This window comes from Streptomyces sp. SAS_270, from assembly GCF_052543295.1.
Window position 1 is genome coordinate 1 of record NZ_JBMNDS010000080.1, and the last position, 21848, is coordinate 21848.

The 21848-nt window shown below is 71.2% G+C and carries 21 protein-coding genes; 14 read left to right on the plus strand and 7 right to left on the minus strand.

Annotated features, from left to right (window positions below):
* On the plus strand, positions 1 to 880 hold an 880-nt coding region (locus tag ACN6LB_RS36715), incomplete at its 5' end, for an NmrA family NAD(P)-binding protein (RefSeq protein ID WP_445029640.1).
* Here ACN6LB_RS36715 and ACN6LB_RS36720 read toward each other — a convergent pair.
* The 4 genes from ACN6LB_RS36720 to ACN6LB_RS36735 all read right to left on the minus strand — a co-directional run bounded on the left by ACN6LB_RS36720 (position 873) and on the right by ACN6LB_RS36735 (position 6316).
* The gene (locus ACN6LB_RS36720; protein ID WP_356133890.1) at positions 873 to 1523 is read right to left on the minus strand and encodes a hypothetical protein; all 651 of its coding nucleotides are present in this window, start codon (positions 1521 to 1523) and stop codon (positions 873 to 875) included. The two genes, ACN6LB_RS36715 and ACN6LB_RS36720, sit on opposite strands and share 8 nt — an antisense overlap.
* Before the next feature lie 108 nt (positions 1524 to 1631).
* Entirely contained in the window at positions 1632 to 4085 is a 2454-nt protein-coding gene (locus tag ACN6LB_RS36725; protein ID WP_445029641.1) for a dolichyl-phosphate beta-glucosyltransferase, read from the minus strand.
* Positions 4082 to 4825, minus strand: a complete 744-nt coding sequence (locus tag ACN6LB_RS36730) for a GntR family transcriptional regulator (protein ID WP_356133885.1) — start codon at positions 4823 to 4825, stop codon at positions 4082 to 4084. Before ACN6LB_RS36730 ends, ACN6LB_RS36725 begins: the two co-directional genes overlap by 4 nt.
* Positions 4826 to 4960: 135 nt before the next feature.
* Entirely contained in the window at positions 4961 to 6316 is a 1356-nt protein-coding gene (locus ACN6LB_RS36735; RefSeq protein WP_356133882.1) for an aspartate aminotransferase family protein, read from the minus strand.
* A 185-nt stretch (positions 6317 to 6501) separates the two neighbouring features.
* On the opposite strand from ACN6LB_RS36735, the gene ACN6LB_RS36740 reads away from it, so the two are divergent.
* The 3 genes from ACN6LB_RS36740 to ACN6LB_RS36750 all read left to right on the plus strand — a co-directional run bounded on the left by ACN6LB_RS36740 (position 6502) and on the right by ACN6LB_RS36750 (position 9629).
* Positions 6502 to 7119 (plus strand): type 1 glutamine amidotransferase family protein, encoded by a 618-nt coding sequence (locus ACN6LB_RS36740; RefSeq protein ID WP_445029642.1) that lies wholly within the window; start codon positions 6502 to 6504, stop codon positions 7117 to 7119.
* Positions 7116 to 7583: a MarR family winged helix-turn-helix transcriptional regulator gene (locus tag ACN6LB_RS36745; protein WP_445029643.1), complete on the plus strand. Its 468-nt coding sequence runs from the start codon at positions 7116 to 7118 to the stop codon at positions 7581 to 7583. The genes ACN6LB_RS36740 and ACN6LB_RS36745 overlap by 4 nt, the downstream gene beginning before the upstream one ends.
* Positions 7584 to 7661: 78 nt before the next feature.
* Complete coding sequence (locus ACN6LB_RS36750; protein ID WP_445029644.1) at positions 7662 to 9629, plus strand: protein kinase domain-containing protein; 1968 nt, start codon at positions 7662 to 7664, stop codon at positions 9627 to 9629.
* A 242-nt stretch (positions 9630 to 9871) separates the two neighbouring features.
* Here ACN6LB_RS36750 and ACN6LB_RS36755 read toward each other — a convergent pair whose 3' ends face one another.
* A complete protein-coding gene (locus tag ACN6LB_RS36755) occupies positions 9872 to 10654 on the minus strand; it encodes an SLATT domain-containing protein (RefSeq protein ID WP_445029645.1) in 783 nt (260 codons plus the stop codon).
* 267 nt (positions 10655 to 10921) lie between these two features.
* Between ACN6LB_RS36755 and ACN6LB_RS36760 the strand changes: the two genes are divergently transcribed.
* The 4 genes from ACN6LB_RS36760 to fxsT all read left to right on the plus strand — a co-directional run bounded on the left by ACN6LB_RS36760 (position 10922) and on the right by fxsT (position 15071).
* Positions 10922 to 11266, plus strand: coding sequence for a YbaB/EbfC family nucleoid-associated protein (locus ACN6LB_RS36760; RefSeq protein ID WP_356133872.1), 345 nt, complete (start codon positions 10922 to 10924; stop codon positions 11264 to 11266).
* Between the two features lie 77 nt (positions 11267 to 11343).
* On the plus strand, positions 11344 to 11943 hold the full coding sequence (gene recR, locus ACN6LB_RS36765) for a recombination mediator RecR (RefSeq protein WP_356133870.1): 600 nt from the start codon (positions 11344 to 11346) through the stop codon (positions 11941 to 11943).
* Entirely contained in the window at positions 11936 to 12595 is a 660-nt protein-coding gene (locus ACN6LB_RS36770) for a DUF5063 domain-containing protein (RefSeq protein WP_356133868.1), read from the plus strand. The genes recR and ACN6LB_RS36770 overlap by 8 nt, the downstream gene beginning before the upstream one ends.
* Positions 12596 to 12728: 133 nt before the next feature.
* A complete protein-coding gene (gene fxsT / locus ACN6LB_RS36775; protein ID WP_445029646.1) occupies positions 12729 to 15071 on the plus strand; it encodes an FxSxx-COOH system tetratricopeptide repeat protein in 2343 nt (780 codons plus the stop codon).
* Positions 15072 to 15077: 6 nt separating this feature from the next.
* Here fxsT and ACN6LB_RS36780 read toward each other — a convergent pair whose 3' ends face one another.
* Positions 15078 to 15809, minus strand: coding sequence for a TSUP family transporter (locus tag ACN6LB_RS36780; protein WP_445029647.1), 732 nt, complete (start codon positions 15807 to 15809; stop codon positions 15078 to 15080).
* Positions 15810 to 15841: 32 nt separating this feature from the next.
* Positions 15842 to 16255 carry a hypothetical protein gene (locus ACN6LB_RS36785; protein WP_445029648.1) on the minus strand — a complete coding sequence of 138 codons (414 nt, stop codon included), beginning with the start codon at positions 16253 to 16255 and terminating at the stop codon, positions 15842 to 15844.
* A gap of 78 nt (positions 16256 to 16333) precedes the next feature.
* On the opposite strand from ACN6LB_RS36785, the gene ACN6LB_RS36790 reads away from it, so the two are divergent.
* The 6 genes from ACN6LB_RS36790 to ACN6LB_RS36815 all read left to right on the plus strand — a co-directional run bounded on the left by ACN6LB_RS36790 (position 16334) and on the right by ACN6LB_RS36815 (position 21775).
* The gene (locus ACN6LB_RS36790; protein ID WP_445029649.1) at positions 16334 to 17155 is read left to right on the plus strand and encodes a helix-turn-helix domain-containing protein; all 822 of its coding nucleotides are present in this window, start codon (positions 16334 to 16336) and stop codon (positions 17153 to 17155) included.
* Positions 17148 to 17390: a DUF397 domain-containing protein gene (locus ACN6LB_RS36795; protein WP_445029650.1), complete on the plus strand. Its 243-nt coding sequence runs from the start codon at positions 17148 to 17150 to the stop codon at positions 17388 to 17390. Before ACN6LB_RS36790 ends, ACN6LB_RS36795 begins: the two co-directional genes overlap by 8 nt.
* Positions 17391 to 17683: 293 nt before the next feature.
* Positions 17684 to 18682, plus strand: a complete 999-nt coding sequence (locus ACN6LB_RS36800) for a hypothetical protein (RefSeq protein WP_445029651.1) — start codon at positions 17684 to 17686, stop codon at positions 18680 to 18682.
* 50 nt (positions 18683 to 18732) lie between these two features.
* Positions 18733 to 19311: a Uma2 family endonuclease gene (locus ACN6LB_RS36805; protein ID WP_445029652.1), complete on the plus strand. Its 579-nt coding sequence runs from the start codon at positions 18733 to 18735 to the stop codon at positions 19309 to 19311.
* A 41-nt stretch (positions 19312 to 19352) separates the two neighbouring features.
* Positions 19353 to 19745 carry a hypothetical protein gene (locus ACN6LB_RS36810; RefSeq protein WP_445029653.1) on the plus strand — a complete coding sequence of 131 codons (393 nt, stop codon included), beginning with the start codon at positions 19353 to 19355 and terminating at the stop codon, positions 19743 to 19745.
* Positions 19742 to 21775 (plus strand): NB-ARC domain-containing protein, encoded by a 2034-nt coding sequence (locus ACN6LB_RS36815; RefSeq protein WP_445029654.1) that lies wholly within the window; start codon positions 19742 to 19744, stop codon positions 21773 to 21775. Before ACN6LB_RS36810 ends, ACN6LB_RS36815 begins: the two co-directional genes overlap by 4 nt.
* Positions 21776 to 21848: the final 73 nt, after the last annotated feature.

Consider the following 21848-nt stretch of genomic DNA (forward strand, 5'->3'; position numbering starts at 1 on the left):
ACCCTCCCCCCCCCCCCCGCTGCCGGGCGGCCTTGAGGTCGTCGCGGGGACGCGTTCCCCGGCGCCCGGCTCGGGTGAGCGGCGTATCGACTTCGACGATCCGGCGTCCCTGGCAGACGGCTTCGCGGGCGTCGACGTCCTGGTGTTCGTCTCGGCCGGGTACGCCGAGGACGACGTGGTTCTGGCCCGGCACGGCGCGGTCGTGGACGCGGCCGCCGCGGCCGGGGTCCGGCATGTGATCTACACCAGCCTGGCCGGTTCCGGAGAGCGCCTCACCATCGCCGTCCCGCACCGCTGGACGGAGGAACGGCTGGCCGCGGCCCCGTTCGCCACCACTGTGCTGCGCAACGGGCTGTACGTGGAGGTGCCGGTCGGGCTCGCCGTCGCGGGCGCCGGACCGGCCGCCGGGACAGGCGTGTTCAGCGCGCCGTTCGGCGACGGCCGTATCTCGGTGGTGGCCCGCGAGGACCTCGCCGACGTCGCGGCCCGGGTGGCGCTGGAGGCCCACGCCGACCTCACCACCGGGACCCCCGGACGTCACGCCGGACGCGTCTACGAGCTGGAGGGCGTCGACGCGCTGCACGGCGACGACATCGCGGAGGTGCTGGCCCGCGAGCTGGGCCGTGCGGTGCGCTACGAGTCGGCGCCGCTGGGTGCGACGCGCGCCGCGCTCACGCGCAGCGGTCTGCTGCCCTACCAGGTCGGCCACGCCGTCTCGGTGTTCGCCAACCTCAAGGCCGGGTGGCTTGCGGCGGACGGCGGCGCGAGCGACCTGCCGGGACTGCTGACCGCCCCTCCGCGCCCGGTACGGCAGTTGATCGCGGATGCCGTACGGGCGGGCGGGAACGTCTCGCAGTCGGTGCAGAAGCCCCCTAGCTGAAGATGATCATCGATCCTTGCGCCAGGCTCCGTGTCGCCGCCGCGTGCAGGCCGAGCCAGACGTGGCGCTCGCGGGCGAACGGGCTGGAGTCGTACGGGGCGGGAGCCGCCGGTTCCTCCAGGGCCGTGGGGGCGGCCGGGGGCTGCGGGGGCACGGGCGGGTTCGCCGGGTCTATGCCGATCGACGGGGCCACGAACTCGAGTTCGCGCAGCAGCGTCTGGGAGGAGCCCAAGGGGCCGCCGCCCGCGAGGAGATCGTCGTTGGCGAGGGGGTGCGGGAAGTCCACCGGGACGTAGGCACCCGCGTGGTCGTAGTGCCAGACCAGGTGCGACTGCTGGGCGTTCGTCTCGAACATCTCCAGCAACTGTTCGTAGTCGCCGCCGAGTTCGTCCACCGGCGTCACCGCCAGGCCGCACATCTGCAGCAGGTACGCCCGGCGCAGGAAGTGCAGCGCGTCGTAGTCGAAGCCCGCGACCGGGGCGACCTCGCCGGACAGCCCCGGCATGTACTGGTACACCGGTACCGGCGGCAGGCCGGCCTCGGCCAGCGCCTTGTTGTAGAGCGCGAGTTCGTCGGCGAACGGGTTGTCCGGCGTGTGGCACAACACGTCGACGAGCGGGACCAGCCACAGGTCACAGGCCAACTGACAGCTCCTCTAGCTCCTTGGACGGCATATCGGTCAGGGCAGCGTAATGCGTGCGGGGCGCATCCCGTCCCCCCTCGGATGTGCTCGGGTTCGGCTTCTACGCGCTCAGTTCCCCGCGTGCAGGTCCCATACCCACACCCCGTCGACCCACTTCCCGGGCCGCCCCACCAACTGGTCCACCGCCTTGCGCAGCACCGCGTCGTTCGGCTGCGGGGCCAGCACCAGCGCGCCCGCCTTCCAGAAGGCGAAGTCGCGCTTCGCCTGGGCCCGCCAGTTCTTGCCGATGACCGGGGGGACGCCGGTGTAGCGGACGTCGCGCAGGAGGTTGGAGGTGTAGCGGGGCGCGGCGCCGTAGATGCCGATGCGATCCTTGCCGTAGGGGCCGTTGAAGTAGCCGCCGGGCAGCGAGAAGCCCAGGTCCGCCGCGGTCTGCCAGTGCAGCGCCTCCGCGTTGCCCGGGTCGGGCACAGGCACCGGGACGAGCGACTCGCCCTCGCCGACGTACGCCTTCCACGTCCCGTCGGCGATGAAGTCGGGCACGGCCACGCGGTCCACGGCCTTGAGGGGTGCGGGAACGAGCGGGATCAGCGCGGCCGCGACGGCGACGAGGCCGACGTACTGCGTGCCGAGGCCACGCACCCTGACCAGGCGTTCGATCGCGATCGCGACCAGCATGCCCAGGGCGGGCGCGCAGATCATCGCGACCCGTCCCTCGATCACCGACTCGAAGAGCGGCTTGTGCGCGAGCAGCGCCCAGGGGCCCGGCAGCACCACGTCCGTCAGCGGGATGCGGAACTTGGGGCCGAGCGAGAGGAAGGCCGCCGCGAGCGTCGTGAAGGCGAGCGCCTTGACGAGGGCCTGGTCCCACAGCCGTATGACGACCGCGAAGGTGAACACGGCGAGCGGCCAGCCGTAGAAGGCGTTCTGCTCGGTGGGGTTGAGGGAGAGCGCGTTCGCCGTCTCCGCGTTCCCGGCGACGAGCGAGCGCTCGGCGAAGGAGAGGAGGGCGAGGGGGCTGTTGCCGGCGTTGTCGCCGTGCAGCACGCTCTTGTAGCTCTGCGGCCCCGCGAACTGCCAGTACAGGGGGAACAGGACGAGGGGCAGACAGACGGCTCCGGCGATCGCCAGACCGTTCAGCAGCGGGCGCCAGGACTCCTTCGCGACATCCCTGCGCACGGCCGCGTAGCCGAGCGTGAAGAGCAGCAGCCCCATCGCGGCGAGCAGCAGCGGCTCCTCGCCGAGGAAGATCTGGTACGCCGCCATCAGCCCGAGCACGACCCCGTCGCGCACCACCCGGGTGCCCGCGCACAGCCGCAGCGCCCGGTCGATGATCAGCGGGACCATGAACAGGATCATGAAGTTCGGGTGGGCGTTGGCGTGGCTGACCATCGGGGGAGCGAAGGCCGCGAGGGCCGCGCCGAAGAAGGCCGCGACCCGGTGGCGTACGACCCTTTTCACGACCAGCCAGTACCAGGCGGCGGCCGTCGCGGCCAGGCCCAGCGTCATCACCAGGGTGAGCGAGACCGCCGGGCCGAAGAGCAGGGTGACCGGCGCGAAGGGCACCGACAGGCCCAGCATGACCGTGTTGGCCATGAGGTTCACGCCGTCGGGGAAGCCCTGGAGGGTGGTGAAGAGCGGGTTGCGGAAGTGGCTGACGTTGTCCGCGGTCACCGCGAAGAACCACTCCCACTGGTTCTGGTCCTGGAGGGAGTCGGGGAGGTAGCGGTTGCCGGGGTCCGTCCAGCGGCCGGAGTAGAGGGCCACGGCCATCAGGAGGAAGAGGGTGACCGCGAGGACGTCGGCGCGGCGTACCGAGCGGATCTTGAGGAGGGTCAGTTCGGCGAGGACGCGGCCGTAGTCGAGGGGCCGTACCTTCGAGCCGGGCTGGTGCGCCCAGCGGACCGGGACCTCGGCCACGGACCAGCCGGAGCGGCGGAAGTGCTGGAGGACCTCCACGTCTATGCCCCAGCCGTTGAGCCGGGACGCGGCGAACGCCTCGCGGGCGCGGTCGCCGTCGAAGAGCTTGAAGCCGCACTGGGTGTCGCGTATGCCGGGCACCGCGACGCTGCGTATCAGGAAGTTCCCGGCGCGGCCGAGGAACTCGCGCAGCCGGTGCTGGTGCGTCTCTATCGTCGCGCCCGCCGTCGCGCGCGAGCCGATCGCCGCCGCCTGACCGTCGGCCAGCGCCTTGTCGAGCCGCTCCAGCTCCTCGATGGGCGCAGCCAGGTCGGCGTCGGTGACCAGCACCCGGCGGCCGTAGGAGGCGGCGACGCCGAGGCGCAGGGCATGCCCCTTGCCGCGGTTGCGGGGGCTGGTGACGAGCTGGATGCGCGGGTCGCGGGCGGACGCGGCGGTGACGACGTCGCGGGTGCCGTCCGTGGAGCCGTCGTCGACGACGATCAGCTCCCACTCGGCCTCGGTGTCGTGGAGGTAGGCGGTGATCGCCTCCAGCGTCGGCGCGAGGCGCTGCTCCTCGTTGTACGCGGGAACGACGACCGTCAGGTCGAGGGCGGTGGCCGGCATGTCCTCTATGACGTCGGAAGCGGCGGTCGCGCTCATCCGGCGGATCCGTCGATTTCCGCGGATTCCCCACCGGCGGGCCCCGCGGAGGGGGCGGCCAGCCGCTCGATGAGGGCGAGCGAGTGCGCGTTGTAGGCGGCCACGATCGCGTGCGCCCCCTCCGCGTCCCGGTCCACGAGGGCGTCCACCAGTTCCGTGTGCTGCGACCAGAGCCGGCCCTTCAGGTCGGTCACCAGGCGCAGGTGCTGCACCGCGCACACCCAGGACTGCACGCGCAGGCGGTGCAGGAAGTCGGAGAGGTAGGGGTTGCCGAAGAGGCCGCTGAGCTCGCGCCAGAAGCGGAGGTCGTAGCCGATGAGGATGTTCAGGTCGCCGGCGCCGGCCGCGCGCTGGGCCTCCTCGCCGCGCCGCCGGACCCCGCCGAGGGCGGCCGCGATGCGGGGGTCGTCCAGCTGCTGCGCCCGGGCGCTGCGGAAGATGCCGTCGGTGACCAGGCTGCGGGCCTCGATCATGTCGCGGTAGTCGCCGAGCGAGTACTCGTGGACCTGGAAGCCGCGGTGCTGGACGGAGTCCAGGAGGCCCTGCGCCGACAGGTCGACCAGGGCCTCGCGGACGGGCGTCGCGGAGACGCCGTACTGCTCGGCGATCTCCTTCACCGTGAACTCCTGGCCCGGCTGGAGCCGGCCTGCCAGCACCTCGTCACGGAGTGCGTCCGCGATCTGCTGCCGCAGGGTGCTACGGGTTACGGCGCCATTGCCGCCGGTACCGGTGCCGGGCATGGTGTGTCGCTCCCCCATCGCGTACGGATACGTGGTCGTCGGCGCTTGCCTGTATCTACGAGCACGTCACCATACGCGGTGGGGTTCCCGGGACCGGCTGTCAGCCTGTCCGGAGGGTGAGCGGGCGGGGACGGGTCACACCGTGTGCTCGTCCGCCACGGACAGGGCCTCGTCCAGGGCCGCGAGCCCTTCCTTGGCCTCGGCCTCGGAGACGTTGCACGGCGGCACGACGTGCGTACGGTTCATGTTGATGAAGGGCCACAGTCCGTGGGCCTTCGCCGCCGCCCCGAACGCGGCCATCGGCGCGTTGTCGGCCCCCGCCGCGTTGTACGGCACCAGCGGCTCCCGGGTCTCCCGGTTCTTCACCAGCTCCAGCGCCCAGAAGACACCGGTGCCGCGGACCTCGCCCACGCTGGGGTGCCGCTCGGCCAGGGCGCGCAGCCCGGGGCCGAGCACGCTCTCGCCGATGCGCGCGGCCTGCCCGACGATGTCCTCGTCCTCCATCACGTTGATGGTGGCGACGGCGGCCGCGCAGGCGAGCGGGTGCCCGGAGTAGGTGAGCCCGCCCGGGTAGGGCCGCTTGGCGAACGTCTCCGCGATGGCGCCGGAGATGGCGACACCGCCGAGCGGCACGTATCCGGAGTTCACGCCCTTCGCGAAGGTCATCAGGTCCGGTACGACGTCGAAGTGGTCGGCGGCGAACCACTTGCCGGTCCGCCCGAACCCGGCCATGACCTCGTCGAGGATCAGCACGATGCCGTAGCGGTCGCAGATCTCGCGGACGCCGGTGAGGTAGCCCGGCGGCGGGGTCATGATCCCGGCCGTCCCCGGGATGGTCTCCAGGATGATCGCGGCGATGGTGGCCGCGCCCTCGAAGACGATGGTGTCCTCAAGGTGCTGCAGCGCCCGCTCGGACTCCTGCTGCTCCGTCTCGGAGTGGAAGGGGCTGCGGTAGAGGAAGGGCGCCCAGAAGTGCACGACCCCGGCCGCGCCGCTGTCGTTCGGCCAGCGCCGCGGGTCACCGGTGAGGTTGATCGCGGTGGAGGTGGCGCCGTGGTACGAGCGGTAGGCGGAGAGCACCTTCGGGCGGCCGGTGTGCAGCCGGGCCATCCGGGTGGCGTTCTCCACGGCCTCCGCGCCGCCGTTGGTGAAGAAGATCTTGTCCAGGTCGCCAGGGGTCCGCTCGGCGATCAGCCGGGCCGCCTCCGAGCGGGCCTCGACGGCGAAGGCGGGCGCGAAGGTGGTCAGGGTTGCGGCCTGCTCCTGGATCGCGGCGACGACCTTCGGGTGCTGGTACCCGATGTTGGTGAAGACGAGCCCACTGGTGAAGTCCAGATACCGCTTGCCTTCGTAGTCCCAGAAGTACGACCCCTCCGCGCCGGCGACGGCGAGCGGGTCGATGAGCTCCTGCGCGGACCAGGAGTGGAACACATGCGCACGGTCCGCGGCCTTCACGGCGGCGCCGGCCTGGGGGTTGGGCTGAGGGGTCATGCGCCCGAGCGTAAATGTCCGCGATACGGACGCGATATCGGCGTCCTGTCTGCGGTCGGGGGGTTTCCGCGACAGGTTGTCGCGTGGTGGGTCGGGACAGCCAGGGTCCCCTGCGCGCCATTGACAACATGCTGTCGAAATGACAGCATGTTGTCATCGAATGCAGGTCTGCCCGAGGAGGAGCGATGAGCACAGTGACCGCGAACCGCAAGCCCGTGCATCTCGCCGTGTACGACACCTTCGCCGACTGGGAGACGGGGCACACGACCGCCTACCTGGCCCGCGCGGGCTACGAGATCCGGACCGTCGGCCCCACCCGCGCACCGGTGACGAGCATCGGCGGCCTGCGCGTCGAGCCCGACCTCGCGCTGGACGACGTGGAGCCGCAGGAGAGCGCGCTGCTGATCCTGCCCGGCGCCGACCTCTGGGACGCGGGCGACGACCTCGCCCCCTTCGCCCGCAGGGCCCGCGCGTTCCTCGACGCGGGCACGCCCGTCGCCGCGATCTGCGGAGCGACCGCCGGGCTCGCCCGGGAGGGTCTGCTCGACGACCGCGACCACACCAGCGCGGTGTCGTTCTACCTCGCCGCCACCGCGTACAAGGGCGCCGAGCGCTACGTCGACACCGACGCCGTCACCGACGGGAACCTGGTCACCGCGGGCCCGACCGAACCCGTCGCCTTCGCCCGCGAGGTCTTCCGCCTGCTCGGCGTGTACGACGGTGAGGTGCTGGACGCCTGGTACCGGCTCCACCACGACTCGGACGCCGAGGCCTTCGCCGTGCTCCAGCAGGCGGCTCGGTGAGCCGCGAGCGTCAGGACCTGCTCAGCCGCACCGCACTCGGCGTCTTCCGGCTCAACGGCCAACTGCTCGCCGTGTCCGAGGAGTTGGCCCGCCCGGCCGGGCTCACCGCGGCCTGGTGGCAGGTGCTCGGCGCGGTGCTGCGCGAGCCGCTGCCCGTCTCCGGGATCGCCCGCGTCATGGGCATGACCCGGCAGGGCGTGCAGCGGGTCGCCGACCTGCTGGTGCGGGAGGGGCTGGCCGAGTACCTGCCCAACCCCGCCCACCGCCGAGCCAAGCTCCTCACGCCGACCGAGCAGGGCCGCGCCGCGATCGCGAGGATCGGCCCCGGCCACGCGGCCCTCGCCGACCGCCTGGCGGAGGCGCTCGGCGAGCCCGCGTTCGCGGAGACGGTACGGGTGCTGGAGCGGCTGTCGGCGGTGCTCGACGAGGTCACGGAGGGACCGAAGCCTGTTACGGAACCGTAGACACCGCCCCACCCACCTCCCCGGGGAGCCGCACTATCCTCGATCTGTTGCACACGTACGGGGGAGGGTGGCGCAGCGATGGAGAAGCTTGGGCCGGGGGATCCGCAGCGAATCGGCGCGTATCGGCTGCTGGCGCGGCTGGGCGCGGGCGGCATGGGCCACGTGTACCTGGCGCGGTCCGACCGCGGACGTACCGTCGCGGTCAAGCTGGTGCGCGAGGAACTCGCCGAGCAGGAGGAGTTCCGGGCCCGCTTCCGGCAGGAGGTACAGGCCGCGCGGAGGGTCGGCGGCTACTGGACCGCGCCCGTCCTCGACGCCGACACCGAGGCCCACATCCCGTGGGTGGCCACCGGCTACGTCGCCGGGCCCTCCCTCCAGGCCGTCGTGGGCCACGACCACGGCGCCCTGCCCGAGCGCTCGGTGCGCATCCTCGCCGCCGGTCTCGCGCACGCACTCCAGGACATCCACTCCGCCGGGCTCATCCACCGTGACCTCAAGCCCTCCAACGTGCTGGTCACGATCGACGGCCCGCGCGTCATCGACTTCGGCATCGCACGCGCCCTGGAGACGGTGACCGACGGCGGCCTCACCCGCACCGGTGCGCTCGTCGGCTCGCCCGGGTTCATGGCGCCCGAGCAGGTCCGCGGCGACCGGATCACGCCCGCGTGCGACATCTTCTGCCTGGGCTCGGTCCTCTCCTACGCCGCCACGGGCGCCCTTCCCTTCGGGGCGGCCAACAGCGGGGTGCACGCGCTGATGTTCCGCATCGCGCAGGAGGAGCCCGACCTGACGAACCTGCCGGAGGGCCTCACCGACCTCGTACGGGAGTGCCTGCGCAAGGATCCCGCCGGGCGGCCCACGCTTGAGGACATCCTGGAGCGGACGGGCGCGGAGGACACCGTCTCGGACGGGCGGACCCGCGATCCGTGGCTGCCGAGCGCGTTGGTGGCCCAACTGGGGCGGCACGCCGTGCAGTTGCTGGACACGGAGGATCCGGACGAGCCCGCCCCGCCGGAGCGGCTCGCGCTTCCCGCCGCCCCGCCGCCCACGGACCTGTCCAAGCCCCCGTCCACCGCCGCTCCCGCCGCTTCGGTACAGGACGCCCCCGAGGCCTCCCCGGAGCACGCTGCGGCCTCCGCCGACGACGGCCCGCCCGCGCTTCCGCCGGGGCCGCCGGCGTCGCTGGACCACCTGCCGACGATGATCTCGGGCACGAGCCAGCCCCCGCCGCCGGCCACCCCGCCCGCGGCGGGCCCCGGCCCCGTGCACCCCGCCTACGGCTATCCCCAGCAGCACCCGCAGTCGCCGCCGGTCCACCCCGCGTACGGCTACCCGCAGGCCGGCTGGGGCGCCGCCCCGACCCCGGGGTACGGTCCCGCCCTCGGCTCGACCCCGCCGTACGGGCCCGGCACAACACCCCCCTACGGTCCGGGAGTCGCCCCCGCCGGGCAGCCGGAGCCGCCGCGCCGGAACGGTCGTTCCACGGCGGTGCTGATCGTCGTGGCGCTGATCGTCGCGCTCGGCGCGGGCGGTTCGGTGTACGCGCTGATGCGGGACGACGGGAAGGGCGACGAGGCAAACCCCGGCCCGACCACCACGGCCCCGACGACACCGGGCCCGACCACGCCTGAGCCCTCGCCCACGAGTCCGACGACGACGCCGCCCACCACTACTCAGCCGCCGCAGGACGGGAAGATCCCGACGGGCTACCTCGGCACCTGGCAGGGGACCATCGACAACGACACCGGGCACAGCACCCGCAAGCTGGTCATCCAGCAGGGCGAGGTCGGCGACACGGTCGTCTCGGTCACGGCCGACGGCCCCACGAAGGACGGCGGCAGCTACCACTGCGTCTTCCAGGCCGAGTTGGCCGAGGCCCCGACCGGCGACGGCCCCCTGGAGATCGGCCCCTCCACCGTCACCGTCGGCGAGGCCCCCACCTGCAGCCCGGGCCAGGCCTCCGAGGTCACCCTCCTCCCGGACGGCCGCCTGCACCGCGTGACGAAGAACTCCATCGAGTCACTCACGTACACGAAGTCCGGCTGACCGGTATTCCCACCTGCTGGGTTCGCGCCTTCCAGCTCCGGCCGGGCGAGGTTTTTCAGCCCGTCCGGCGTTTGAGGACAAGCCCGTTCAGGGCGACCGGGGGCCTGGGGGGGGAGCCCCCAGGGACGGGGCCCCCCCCCCCCCCCCCCCCCCCCCCCCCCCCCCCCCCCCCCCCCCCCCCCCCCCCCCCCCCCCCCCCCCCCCCCCCCCAGGGACGGGACCCCGGGCCACAGGACCCGGCGTCACCGCGGCTCCGGCGGCCGCTGCCGAGGCATGTTCGGCCGAGCCCCCGGCGGCAGCGGAAACCGCCCGGGCGGGAGGGAACCCTCCCCCCGGGGAGCGACCACCGACGACTGCAACCCCAGCGGCGCAGCCCCCGTTCGGAACTCCACCATCCAGTCCGCCGTCTCCGCCCGCACCAGCTCCGTCACGTCCTCGGAGAACCGCCGCAGCACCCCGAGACACCGCTCCGCCGCCTCACCCGCGGTCCCCTCGGCGGGCCCCAGCACCTCCCGCACACTCTCGCTCGCCCAGTCGAACTGGAGCACCTGGAGCCGCCGCTGCACGGCCTGCGCGGTGGCCACGTCCCTTATCCACCCGGAGGTGACCCCGAAGAACCGGTCACCGGCCACGCACGCGACCGCGAGCAGCAGCGCCAGATATCCCCAGGCCGCGACCCCGCCGACCACGCCGGTGAGGTCGATCAGCGGCAGCGCGGCTCCGGCGACCGCCCCGAGCGCCGCCCCGCCGCGCAGCACCCGCGCACCCCGCCGCTTCCAGACCCGGTCGGCGAGGTACCACTCAGCGGTGCCGAGAGCCCCCCGCTCCACCCACCGGTACAGCTCGTGAAGCCGCTCGGCGGGCTCCCCCCAGTCGCCGAGCGGAAACGGCCGGCCGGTCAGGTCACCCGCAGCCCCCGGAATGCCGGGCAGCCCCGGCACTCCCGGCCGCGGACCCGCCCCACCGCCGTCCCGTCCGTCACCGTCCTGGAGCGGCCCCTCGGGCTGCATCTCCGGCTGGTTCACCCGGCACTCCCTACTGACGACATTGCGTGACGGCCCGTGAAGCCTGCGTGACGCCTGGTGCTGAAGCGCCGCCCCCTTCCTACCGCCCAATGGGTGGCGATGGACCGGTTTTCGCCACTTTTACGCCTGGACGAGGGTCTTGATCAGGTATAGGCCTGACCAGGTCCTCACTCGAAAGAGTGCTTGGGCGATGGGCCCGTCAACCACGTAGGCTCGGGCTGACGGGAAAAGTCCGTCCACACAGCCGTACGAAACCAGGAGCTGATCGTGATTCCCGGTGGTGGCCAGCCCAACATGCAGCAGCTGCTCCAGCAGGCCCAGAAGATGCAGCAGGACCTCGCGAACGCGCAGGAGGAACTGGCGCGCACCGAGGTCGAAGGACAGGCGGGCGGCGGCCTGGTCAAGGCCACGGTGACGGGCTCGGGCGAGCTGCGCGGCCTGGTCATCGACCCGAAGGCCGTGGACCCGGAGGACACCGAGACCCTCGCGGATCTGGTCGTCGCGGCGGTCCAGGCGGCGAACGAGAACGCCCAGGCGCTCCAGCAGCAGAAGCTCGGCCCGCTCGCCCAGGGTCTCGGCGGCGGCAGCGGCATCCCGGGCCTGCCTTTCTAAGACGGGCGGCGGCCAACTACCGTACGTACTGACCGGATGTACCGAAGGACTCCAGGAACAGGAAAGGGTGGCAGTCCGTGTACGAAGGCGTGGTCCAGGACCTCATCGACGAACTGGGGCGGTTGCCCGGCGTCGGTCCCAAGAGCGCGCAGCGGATCGCCTTCCACATCCTGCAGGCCGAGCCGACGGACGTCCGCCGGCTCGCGCAGTGCCTCATGGAGGTCAAGGCGAAGGTCCGCTTCTGCGCGACCTGCGGGAACGTGGCGCAGGAAGAGCTGTGCAACATCTGCCGCGACCCGCGCCGCGACCTCTCCGTCATCTGCGTGGTCGAGGAACCCAAGGACGTCGTCGCCGTCGAGCGGACCCGCGAGTTCCGCGGCAAGTACCACGTGCTCGGCGGCGCGATCAGCCCCATCGAGGGCGTGGGCCCGGACGATCTCCGTATAAGGGAACTCCTGGCCCGCCTGGCGGACGGCACGGTCACCGAGCTGATCCTGGCCACGGACCCGAACCTGGAGGGCGAGGCCACGGCCACGTACCTCGCCCGCATGATCAAGCCCATGGGCCTCAAGGTCACCCGCCTGGCCAGCGGCCTCCCGGTGGGTGGCGACCTGGAATACGCGGACGAGGTCACACTCGGCCGCGCCTTCGAGGGGAGACGACTCCTAGATGTCTGACGCCACGCTGCACGAGACCGGTCAGGACCCGGACGACTTCGCGGTCCAGATCGCGGACCAGGTCGCGAGCTTCCTCGTCGCGGTCGCCGAGATCGCCAAGGGCGACGAGCCGGACTCGGCCGTGCCCTTCCTGCTCCTCGAGGTCTCCCAGCTCCTGCTGGCCGGCGGCCGTCTGGGCGCGCACGAGGACATCGTCCCGGACGAGCGGTACGAGCCCGACCTGGGCCCGGAGCCGGATGTCGACGAGCTCCGCGAGCGCCTGGCGGTCATGCTCGAACCGATCGACGTCTACTCCGAGGTCTTCGACCCGTACGAGCCCCGCAAGGCGCCGGTCCCGGCCCGGATCTCGGACGACCTGGCGGACGTGATCGCCGACCTGCGCCACGGCATGGCCCACTACCGCGCGGGCCGCACCACCGAGGCCATGTGGTGGTGGCAGTTCTCGTACTTCTCCAACTGGGGCTCCACCGCCTCGGCCACCCTCCGCGCCCTTCAGTCCCTGGTCGCCCACGTCCGCCTGAACCAGCCCCTGGAGGAGCTGGACGGCCTCGACACCGACCAGGACCTCGGCGAGGAGGCCCTCGAAGAGGCAGCGGGCAAGGTCATGGCGGAGGAGATCGCGGGCCCGCTGGGGTTGCGGACGGTCAAGTAGCCCGACCGGCCGGAGCAGTTCAGCCGTAGCCGGGAATTGGGGTGCGGGCGGCGAGCAGCCGGGCCCTCAGGTCCGCTGCTCGACTCTCCGCACTCGCCTGACGTCCGGTTCGCCCGCGGGTCATGATGTGCCCATGAGTTCCCTGTTCGAGCGACGGCCCGGTGTGGCGGCATCCGGCGAGTCCGCCGTCGCCGCCGGCGGGAACATTGCCCAGGCGATCACCGGGCAGGGTGCGGTCGGCCTGCACATCGACGCCGACACGCTGACGATGCTGTCACCGGAGGCGTACCCGTCGCCCGAATCCGTCGACTGCCCGAAGGACTTGGCCAACATCCCTGAGCGGGCGGCGCTGTTCGTGGGTCGCGGCCGGGAACTCGCGCTGCTGGACGCCGCGTTGAACGCCCCGGGTCAGGCCGTCGTGCATGCGGTGCACGGGCTCGGTGGCATCGGCAAGTCCACGCTCGCCGCCCGCTGGGCGTCCGGCTTCGCCAGGGACCACGCGCCGGTGTGGTGGATCACCGCCGACAGCCGCGACGCGGTCGACGCCGGCCTCGCCGGTCTCACGGCCGCCCTGCGGCCCGCCCTGGTCACGCTGCTGCCCCAGGAGCAGTTGGCCGAGTGGGCCCTGCAGTGGCTCTCCTCGCATACCGGCTGGCTGCTCGTCCTCGACAACGTCGCCGACCCGGCGGACATCAAACCCCTTCTGGCCAGGGCGGCTTCGGGCCGGTTCCTGATCACCAGCCGCCGTGCGGGAGGCTGGCAGGGCATCGCCGAGCCCGTCTCCCTCGACGTCCTGTCCGTCGAGGACGCGGTGGACCTGTTCACCCGGAAGCGGGGCGGGGCCGACACCGGCCGTGAGGGGGTCGCCGAAGTCTGCGAGGAGCTGGGCTGTCTTCCGCTGGCGGTCGCGCAGGCGGCCGCGTACTGCGAGCAGACCAGCAGCACGGCCCGCGAGTACCTCGCCGAACTGACCGCCCACCCCGCCCACATGTACGCCGCCACGGACGAGGGCGGTGACAACGAGCGCACCGTCGCCCGCATCTGGCACCTGACCCTGGACCGGCTCGCCGACGACCCGCTGGCCGGCACGATCCTCCTGGTCCTCGCCTGGTACGCCTCCGACGGCGCCCCCCGCTCGCTCCTCAACGCCCTTGGCCCTTCCTACGCCGTACGCACGGCCCTCGGGCGGCTCAAGGCACACAGCATGATCACGTTGCACGAGGACACGGTGTCCGTGCACCGGTTGGTGCAGGCTGTGTCGCGCACTGCGGACGACGGTCGGCACCGAAGCGCCGAAACGATCGCGCGGGCCCGCGCGACGGCGATGGACGCACTGGCGGGGGCGCTGCCCGCGGACACCCGGGATCCGGCCGCCTGGCCGGTCATGCGTGCCCTGCTGCCGCATGTCGAGGCGCTGGCCGAGTCCGCGCCGCCCGAGACGGACACGGCGGCGATGGCGCGGCTGCTCACGAGGGCGGGCAACCACATGCTCTCCGTCGCGACCCGCCTCGCTCCCCGTGCGCTCGACCTGCTGCGCCGGGCCGAGGCCGACTGCGTACGGCTGCACGGCACCGAGGCGGTGGAAACCCTGGAGGCACGGACCGAGCTCACTCACGCCCACCGGATGAACGGCGACGTCGCGCAGGCCACCACGATGGCCGAGGAGACACTCGCCACCTGTCGCAGGGTCCTGGGCGACGACCACGAGGTGACGCTCTCGGCGCTCATGAACGCGTCCAAGACGGCCGCGCTCGCGGGGGATGTGGAGCGGGCGCTCCGACTGACCGAGGAGGTCATCGCCGAGTGCTCACGCGTGCTGGGCGAGGACGATCCCCGGACCTTCGCGGCACGCAACTCGCTGGTGTTGCAGATCGTCGAGACCGGTGACCTGGCGCGGTCGCGCGCCATGATGCAGGAACTGCTCGCCGACTGTGAGCGCGCGCTGGGTGCTGAGCACCCCGAGACGCTTTCCGCGCAGGCCATGGCCATCATGCTGGCTCAGGCACCCGACTTCCTGGGCGCCCCGGTCGGTGACCTGGTAAGGGGACTTCTCGGCGGTCTGGGGAGCCGCGAGGACCTCGGCACGGTGATGCGTGACTTCGTCGAGCAGACCGTGGCCGCCACGCCGCCGCAGCTGCCCCGGGCCTCCGCGGAGGATGTGGCACAGGCGGAGGCGTACGTCGCCACCTGTGTCCGCGTACTCGGTGAGGATCACGGCGACACCGCCGCCGCGCGCGTAGCGCTGATGCAGGTCTACACGGCCACGCGCGACGAGCGCTACAGCGAGCGGTTGCAGAGCCTCATCGTGGACATGTTCTCGGACCTCGGCGATGAACATCCGCTGTCCATCATGTTGTTCGGCCTGTTGGAGGGCATGGGAGACGCCGTCCGAGACCTGTCCGAGGAGGCACTCCTCCGACTCGAAGCTGCATACGAGCAGGGCACCGAAGCCACCGACGGCCCCGCCAAGCCTTAGTACGGCTCACAGCCCCCACAGCCCTTTGCCCAGGGTGCTGGCCCCACCCCCCAACGCCAGCAACAGCACAAGCTGCCGGGCCCGCCGCTCCGGCACGCGCTCCGCGAGCACCTTTCCGATCCCGGCCCCCACTGCCATGGCTGCCACGGCCAGCCCCCACACCGGGGCACCGAGCCGGGGGAGGCCGTTGGAGGCCACGGAGAACGCGTTGACGAGTACGCCGTAGAACTGCGCGTTCGGCACGAACTCCCGTACGGTCCAGCCCGCGTTGACGGCGTACAGGGACACGGGCGGGCCGCCCACCCCCGCCGCAGAGTTCATGAACCCGCCGGCGGCTCCCGCGACGACCGCGCCCCGGCCGCCCCGCAGTGCGGGCGCCCGTACGCCCCGCATCACCACGACCACGGCCACGCACACCAGCAGCCCCATGCCCACCAGCAGCACCGACTCGGGCAGCCGCCGCGCCACCCAGCTCCCCAGCGGCACGGTGCACGCGGCGGCGGCGCACAGCGGCACCATCGCGCCGAGCCGCACCCGTCGCCAGCCGCCCGCGAGCCCGACACAACTGATCGCCCCCGCCACACAGTTGGCGAGTACGACCCCTTCGGCCGGACCGAGTACGAGCACCAGCGCGGGCACGGCCACCAGCGCGAACCCCATCCCGGTCAGCCACTGCACACAGGACCCGAGCAGCACGATCCCCGTCAGCAACGCCTCGCCCGCCCACCCACCGGTCACGCCCGGCATCCTTCCCGCCCGGGCAGCCGTGATCAATCCCCGGCGACGGCCCTGAGCAACTCCGCGTCCACGTATGGCGATTCGGGCGTCGGCTCGGAGTACCACCGCAGTGGCCAGGTGTTGCCGTCCAGCGCGGGGATCCCGATGTACGTGATGGTCCGGCACCCCGCCCCACCGAACCGCTGCACCCCGAGCGGCCACTCGTGCCTGCGCACCTCGCCGGGTGCGAGCAGGAAGTACATCCACCGGAGCCCGGTCGCCTCACAGACGACGGGCCCCGCGTCCCCGTCGGCGATCTCGATGAGCCGGGCAGCGACCAGCTCCCCTCGTACACCCTCGATCCGTACGGCGTCGAAGTGGACACCGGTCACCCGGAGTTGATGCCCGGAGGCGGGGACCCAGTCGGGCTGCCAGTCGGCGTCGTGAATTGCGTTGGTCATGGTCACACGGTGGCGGTCAGGGGGCTACGCTCGGTAGCGACTGAGGTGATACACGCCGGGTTGTATCGGTCGGAGGTGCGTGCTGTGTCGGGCCAGTACAACTCGAATTCCCAGGCGCCGGTTGCCTGGCGCTACACGGGCAACCAGATGAAGCGCTGGCGCACCAAGGCGAACGTGAGCCGCGAGGAACTCGCCGCCGCCTCCAACTACTCCCCCGACACAATCAAGTCGATGGAGCAGGGCGTACGGATGCCGACACCACGCGTGTTGGACGCGGCGGACGAGTTGTGCCAGGCAGAGGGGTTGTTGAGCGCGGCCAAGGAGTACCTGAGGCGGGAGCCGTTCCCGGCGCGGGCCCAGAACTTCATGGAGCGCGAACGGGAAGCGACCAGTCTCTGGTGGTACGAAACCACGCTGATCCCAGGGCTGTTGCAAACGAAGGAGTACACGCGGTCGTTGATTGCGAACCGCATCCCGCCTCTGGATGTGGAGATGGTGGAGGAGAGAGTCGAGGCGCGTATGGAGCGGCAGGACATCCTCACCCAGCGGAAGCCGCCCGTGGCCATCAGCTTTGTCCTCTTCGAACCCGCCCTGTACAGCCCGCAGGTGAACGCCGAACAGCTTCGCTGGCTGGTGGAGGTCTCGCGCTTCCGGAATGTCGCATTGCAGGTGCTTCCCTTCGAACGGGCCATCAGCGACGCGCTCATGGGGCCAATGGTGCTGCTGGAGACCCGTGACCACGAACGGTTCGCCTTCACAGAGGGACCGTTCGCCAGCGAGCTTTCGACAGACCTAGAGGTTGTCAGCCGCGTGAACCAGCGGCTTAGCATGATCCGCGCGCAGGCACTCAGCCCCGCTGAGTCAGCCCCTTTCATCGAGCGGATGGTGGTGGATCGTCATGAGTGACCAGCTGGCGTGGTTCAAGTCGAGCTACAGCGATGACGAGGGCGGAGCCTGCGTCGAAGTAGCTCTGTCTTGGTTCAAGTCGAGCTACAGCGACAACGAAGGCGGCGCCTGCGTCGAAGTCGCGTTCGCCGCCGCCATCCATGTCCGAGACTCCAAGAACCCCTCGGGCCCCGAACTTCACCTCACCGCCCCCGCCTGGGCCGCGTTCATTTCCGCAGTTCAGCCCGGAGCTTGAGCCCCGGGCTCCGAGCTCCTCCATTGGGCTTTTGGGTTTCTGGGCTGGTTGAAATCCAACCCAACCAACCAAGTCTGTACGTGAGTTGAGCCGTCGTAACCCGAAAGGGTGACGTTCCGTGATCGGCTTGCGTCGGAAGGTAAAGCCGCCCTAGGTTCGCGGCAAACAAGCAAATAGTTCGGCCCCGGTCGGTGCTACGAACACCGGCTCCGGGGCCTGACCTACGGATCGAAGAGGACTCGATCGTGGCTTACGCCCAGCCTAGCCCTGCCCTGCCGTCCCCGTCGCATCCCATGGCCAAAACGGGCTATGGAAAACGCGCCGCAGGTGACGAAGACCCGCACGCGGACCCGGACTTCGCACACCTGAGCCCCCAAGACCGTGAAATCGCCGTCTTCGTCGACCACCTCGAAGAGGGCCACGCGATGGGCCACAAGGCGATCGCGGCGGAACACCCCCGCTACGGCCAGCAGGCATCACGCTCGTCACTCGGCCGCATCACGCTCGCCGGCCATCTCCGCTGGATCAAGGAACACATCACGGTCGAGGACAACTCGATGCGGTGGGTGACGCGTACGTATTGGTCTCGTACGCCCAGGTCACTGGAGTGGTGGGCGAATTTCGCCCGCGAGCTGGACGGCAAGGACGTCACCGAGGACTACCAACCGGGCCTGGCCCGAGTTGAGGAAGCACCCCCGCAAGCCGAACAGCCCGAACAGCCCGAACAGGCCGAGCAGGTCGAGCAGGTCGAGCCGCACGAAGCGGCTCCCGAGCAGGCCGACGAGCCCAGCGAGGCCTACCGCACCCTCGCCGAACTCCGCGCCACCGACCCCCGTATGCCCCTGTCCGCATCCGACTGCCGTGCCCTCGAACCCAGAGCAGCGGAGTGGCTCTCTCGTGGTGCGACCCCGCACGACATCACCAAGGCCCTGACCGACGGGCTACCGCCCGCCGTCAGCAACCCGGGCGGACTCGCCCGCAATCGATTGGAGTCGAAGATGCCCCCGAAGAAGGCGAAGGTACGGCAGAAGGCCGCCCGTCGTGCCCAGGTGTCCCGCGTGATCATGGCGTGTGGTCTGTGCGACGCGGACGAGCGGACGACGGAGATCGTCAGCGGGCTGTGCCGGGAGTGCCTCGCCGAGATCGAGGCGGAAGGGCCGGTGCGCGTTTACGGGGCCGTCCCGGAGACGTTCCTCCCCGGCCCCCGAGTCAACGGTCTGCCCGGCGCCGACGAGGTCATCGACGTCACCGACCGCGTCAACGCCCTGCGCCGCGCGGCAGGGCTGCGGTGAGCGTGCAGGACGTGCCGGTCAGGGCACCATGGAGTCAAGGAGGCGACGCCATGACCCCCAGGACCGAGCACCAGCCGCAGATGTCCGTCGAGGACTTCGAGGAGTTGGAGCGCCATGCCCCGGACACCGTGTGGCTGGAGTTCATCAACGGAAAGGTAGCGGTCAAGCCCATGGCGGACGGCAACCATCGCGAGATGATCGCGTGGCTGCAACGGGTGTGTATGCAGCATCGCCCCGATCTGTGGCTCCACTCGGAGAGCGGCCTGAAGACGGAGCAGTACCGCAAGGGACGCGCCCGTGCGGATGGCGTTCTCGTACCTGTAGGAGGCCTCAAGGGGCATGGCGAATGGTCGGAAGCCGAGGGTGCTCTGATGGCCGTGGAGGTCACCTCGTACGACTCCGACATCAACCAGCGCGACCGGGTGGACAAGCCGGACGGCTATGCAGCTGCCGGTATCCCGGTCTATCTCCTCATCGACCGTGACGACGGCTCGGTCGTCGTATTCAACCAGCCGGAGGGTGGTCGCTACCGGCACGAGGAAAAGCTGCCGTTCGGTGCTGCCGTGAAGCTGCCCGAGCCGGTGAACATCACCCTCGACACCGAGCCACTCAAGGAGTTCGTGGACTGAGAACGCCTGCGCCTCGGCGGCCCGAACGCGATGATGTTCCCATGACGGTGCGGTCAAAGGCGTTGATGTGGACGGGAATCGGGCTCTGTGCGGCAGGGGCCGTGGGGCTTGTCGTGGGTGGGGTGCTCGACGTTCAGGCGGCGGATCCGTGGGCGAGTGTGGCGGGGAGCGTTGCGGGGCTGATCGGGCTTGCGCTCACGATCTATGCGCTCATGGGGCAGACCGCGGCCGGGGCGGTTACCGCGAGCGGTGAGCGATCCATCGCCGCGGGCGGCAGCATCGGCTCCGCCGCGACGGGCAACGGTACGACCGCCGCGGCCCCGCCCTCGATGCCCCCCTCGGCCCCGCCGCCCGGAGGCACGGTCACCGCCTCCGGCGACCGTTCCGTCGCGGCGGGCGGTGACATCGGGAGCGTGTCGACGGGGGACGCGTGAGCGCGGAGGCGGCGGGGGAGCGGTCCGTCGCCGCCGGCGGTGACATCGGGAGCGTCTCCACCGGTGACTTCGTCACCCAGATCGCACAGGCAACGGTGCTGCCCGCCGAGGCATTCGGAACCGGACCGTGCACAACGAAGGTGCTCCATCTCCCGGACCGGACGGCACAGTTCGTCGGGCGCGAACGCGAACTGCGGTTGCTGGGCGAGGCGTTCGGTGAGGCCGGAGGAGTCGTCGTGCACGCCGTGCACGGGCTGGGCGGCATCGGGAAGTCGACGCTGGCCGCGCGCTGGGCAGCGGACCGTACGGCGGACTTCAACCCGATCTGGTGGATCACCGCCGAATCGCCGGCCGAGCTGGACGCGGGCCTCGCCGCCCTCGGCCGCGCCCTGCGGCCCGCCCTGGTCGGCGTCCTCACGGAGGAGGCTTTCCGGGAGTGCGCGATCCAGTGGCTGTCGTCCAACGACGGCTGGCTGCTCGTACTGGACAACGTCTCCGACCCGTCCCACATCAAACCGCTGCTCGCGCGGGCGCCGGACGGGCGGTTTCTGATCACCACCCGGCGGGGGGCGGCGAGTTGGCGGGGGACCGCCACGCCGCTGGACCTTGACGTCCTCCAACCGGCCGAAGCGGTCGAGCTGTTCGGCCGTATTTACGACGGCCCTGTCGACGGCGTCGAGGAGCTGTGCGCCGAACTGGGCTGCCTGCCCCTGGCCGTCGACCAGGCGGCGGCGTACTGCCGCGAGGCGGGGGTGACTCCGCGCACGTACCTCGAACTTCTGGCCCGGCACCCGTACGACATGTACGCCCTGACAGCGGAGGGCGGCGACGCGCAGCGGACGGTGGCCCGGGTGTGGCAGGTGACGCTGGACCGGCTCGCGGACACGCCGATGGCTGCGGGCATCCTGCGTGTCATCGCCTGGTGGTCGCCGGACGGCATTCCCCGGGCCTATCTGGAGAGGCTCGCGGGCAGCCCTCTTGAGCTGACGGAAGCGATCCGCCGCCTCGCCGCGTACAGCATGATCACCCTGCACGGAAGCGCGACGATCTCGGTGCACCGGCTGGTCCAGGCGGTGGTGCGAACCCTCATTCCGCGGCTGACCGACACGATGCGCGAGGTCTCCGCCCTGGTGCTGCACGCCTCCCTGCCCGGCGGCCTCTGGGGCGAGGCCACGCTGGAGTGGGCGACCCACGTCGAGACGCTGGCGAGCCATACGGCCCTCGACTCCGAAACCGAGGAACTGACCCGGCTCTTCCTCGAAGCCGCCCTCCGACTCGCGAGGACCTACCCGGAGCGTGGCACGGCCCTGTGCGAGCGGGCAGCCGCGTTTGTCGGGCGCAATCCGGGGACGGACGTGGAGCTGGTCCTCGACGCGCTCCAGACGGCGGCCATGATCCATATGGCCCAGGGCGACGCGATACGGGCCCGCCGTGTCCTCGAAGAGCAGATCGCCCTGGCGGACCGCGAGTTCGGCGAGGATCATCTGTACGCCTTCCAGGCGCGGGGCGCGCTCATCTCCGTACTGATGGGGCGGGACCGGGCTGCTGGGGAGTCACTTGCCTCGGAGACGCTGGAACGTGCCATGCGGGTCCTGGGGCCCGAGAACATGCTGACCCTCCACTTCCGCGTACAACTGAACGACCTGGCCACCGAGATGGTCGACCTCCCGGCCATGGAGGCCAGGCTCGCGGAGGCGGAGCGGGCAACGGGGGTCGGCAGTCCCTTCTCCGCTGGATTCCGGTATCGGTATCTCGACGCGCTGACGGAGGCAGGGGAGTACGAACGGGCCGTCGTGCAGGCCGAGAAGCTGGTGGACTGGTACGGGGCCGAAATGGGGACCATGGACCGGGTGACCATGCAACTGAGGTCTCAGCATGTGCTGTTGCTGGTGCGCGTCGGCGAACCGGAACGTGCCGCCGAGCTTCTGCCCGACCTCATCTCCGAATGCATCGGGGCGATGGGTGATACTCCCGAAGGGCGGGTCCTGATCGGGGATCTGACTGCTCTGCTCGCTGCGATCAGCGTGTAATCACCCCGCCACCCTCCGCACTTTGGCCGCCCCTTGTACCGCCCCTGTACGTCCGTTGCACCACCCCTAACCA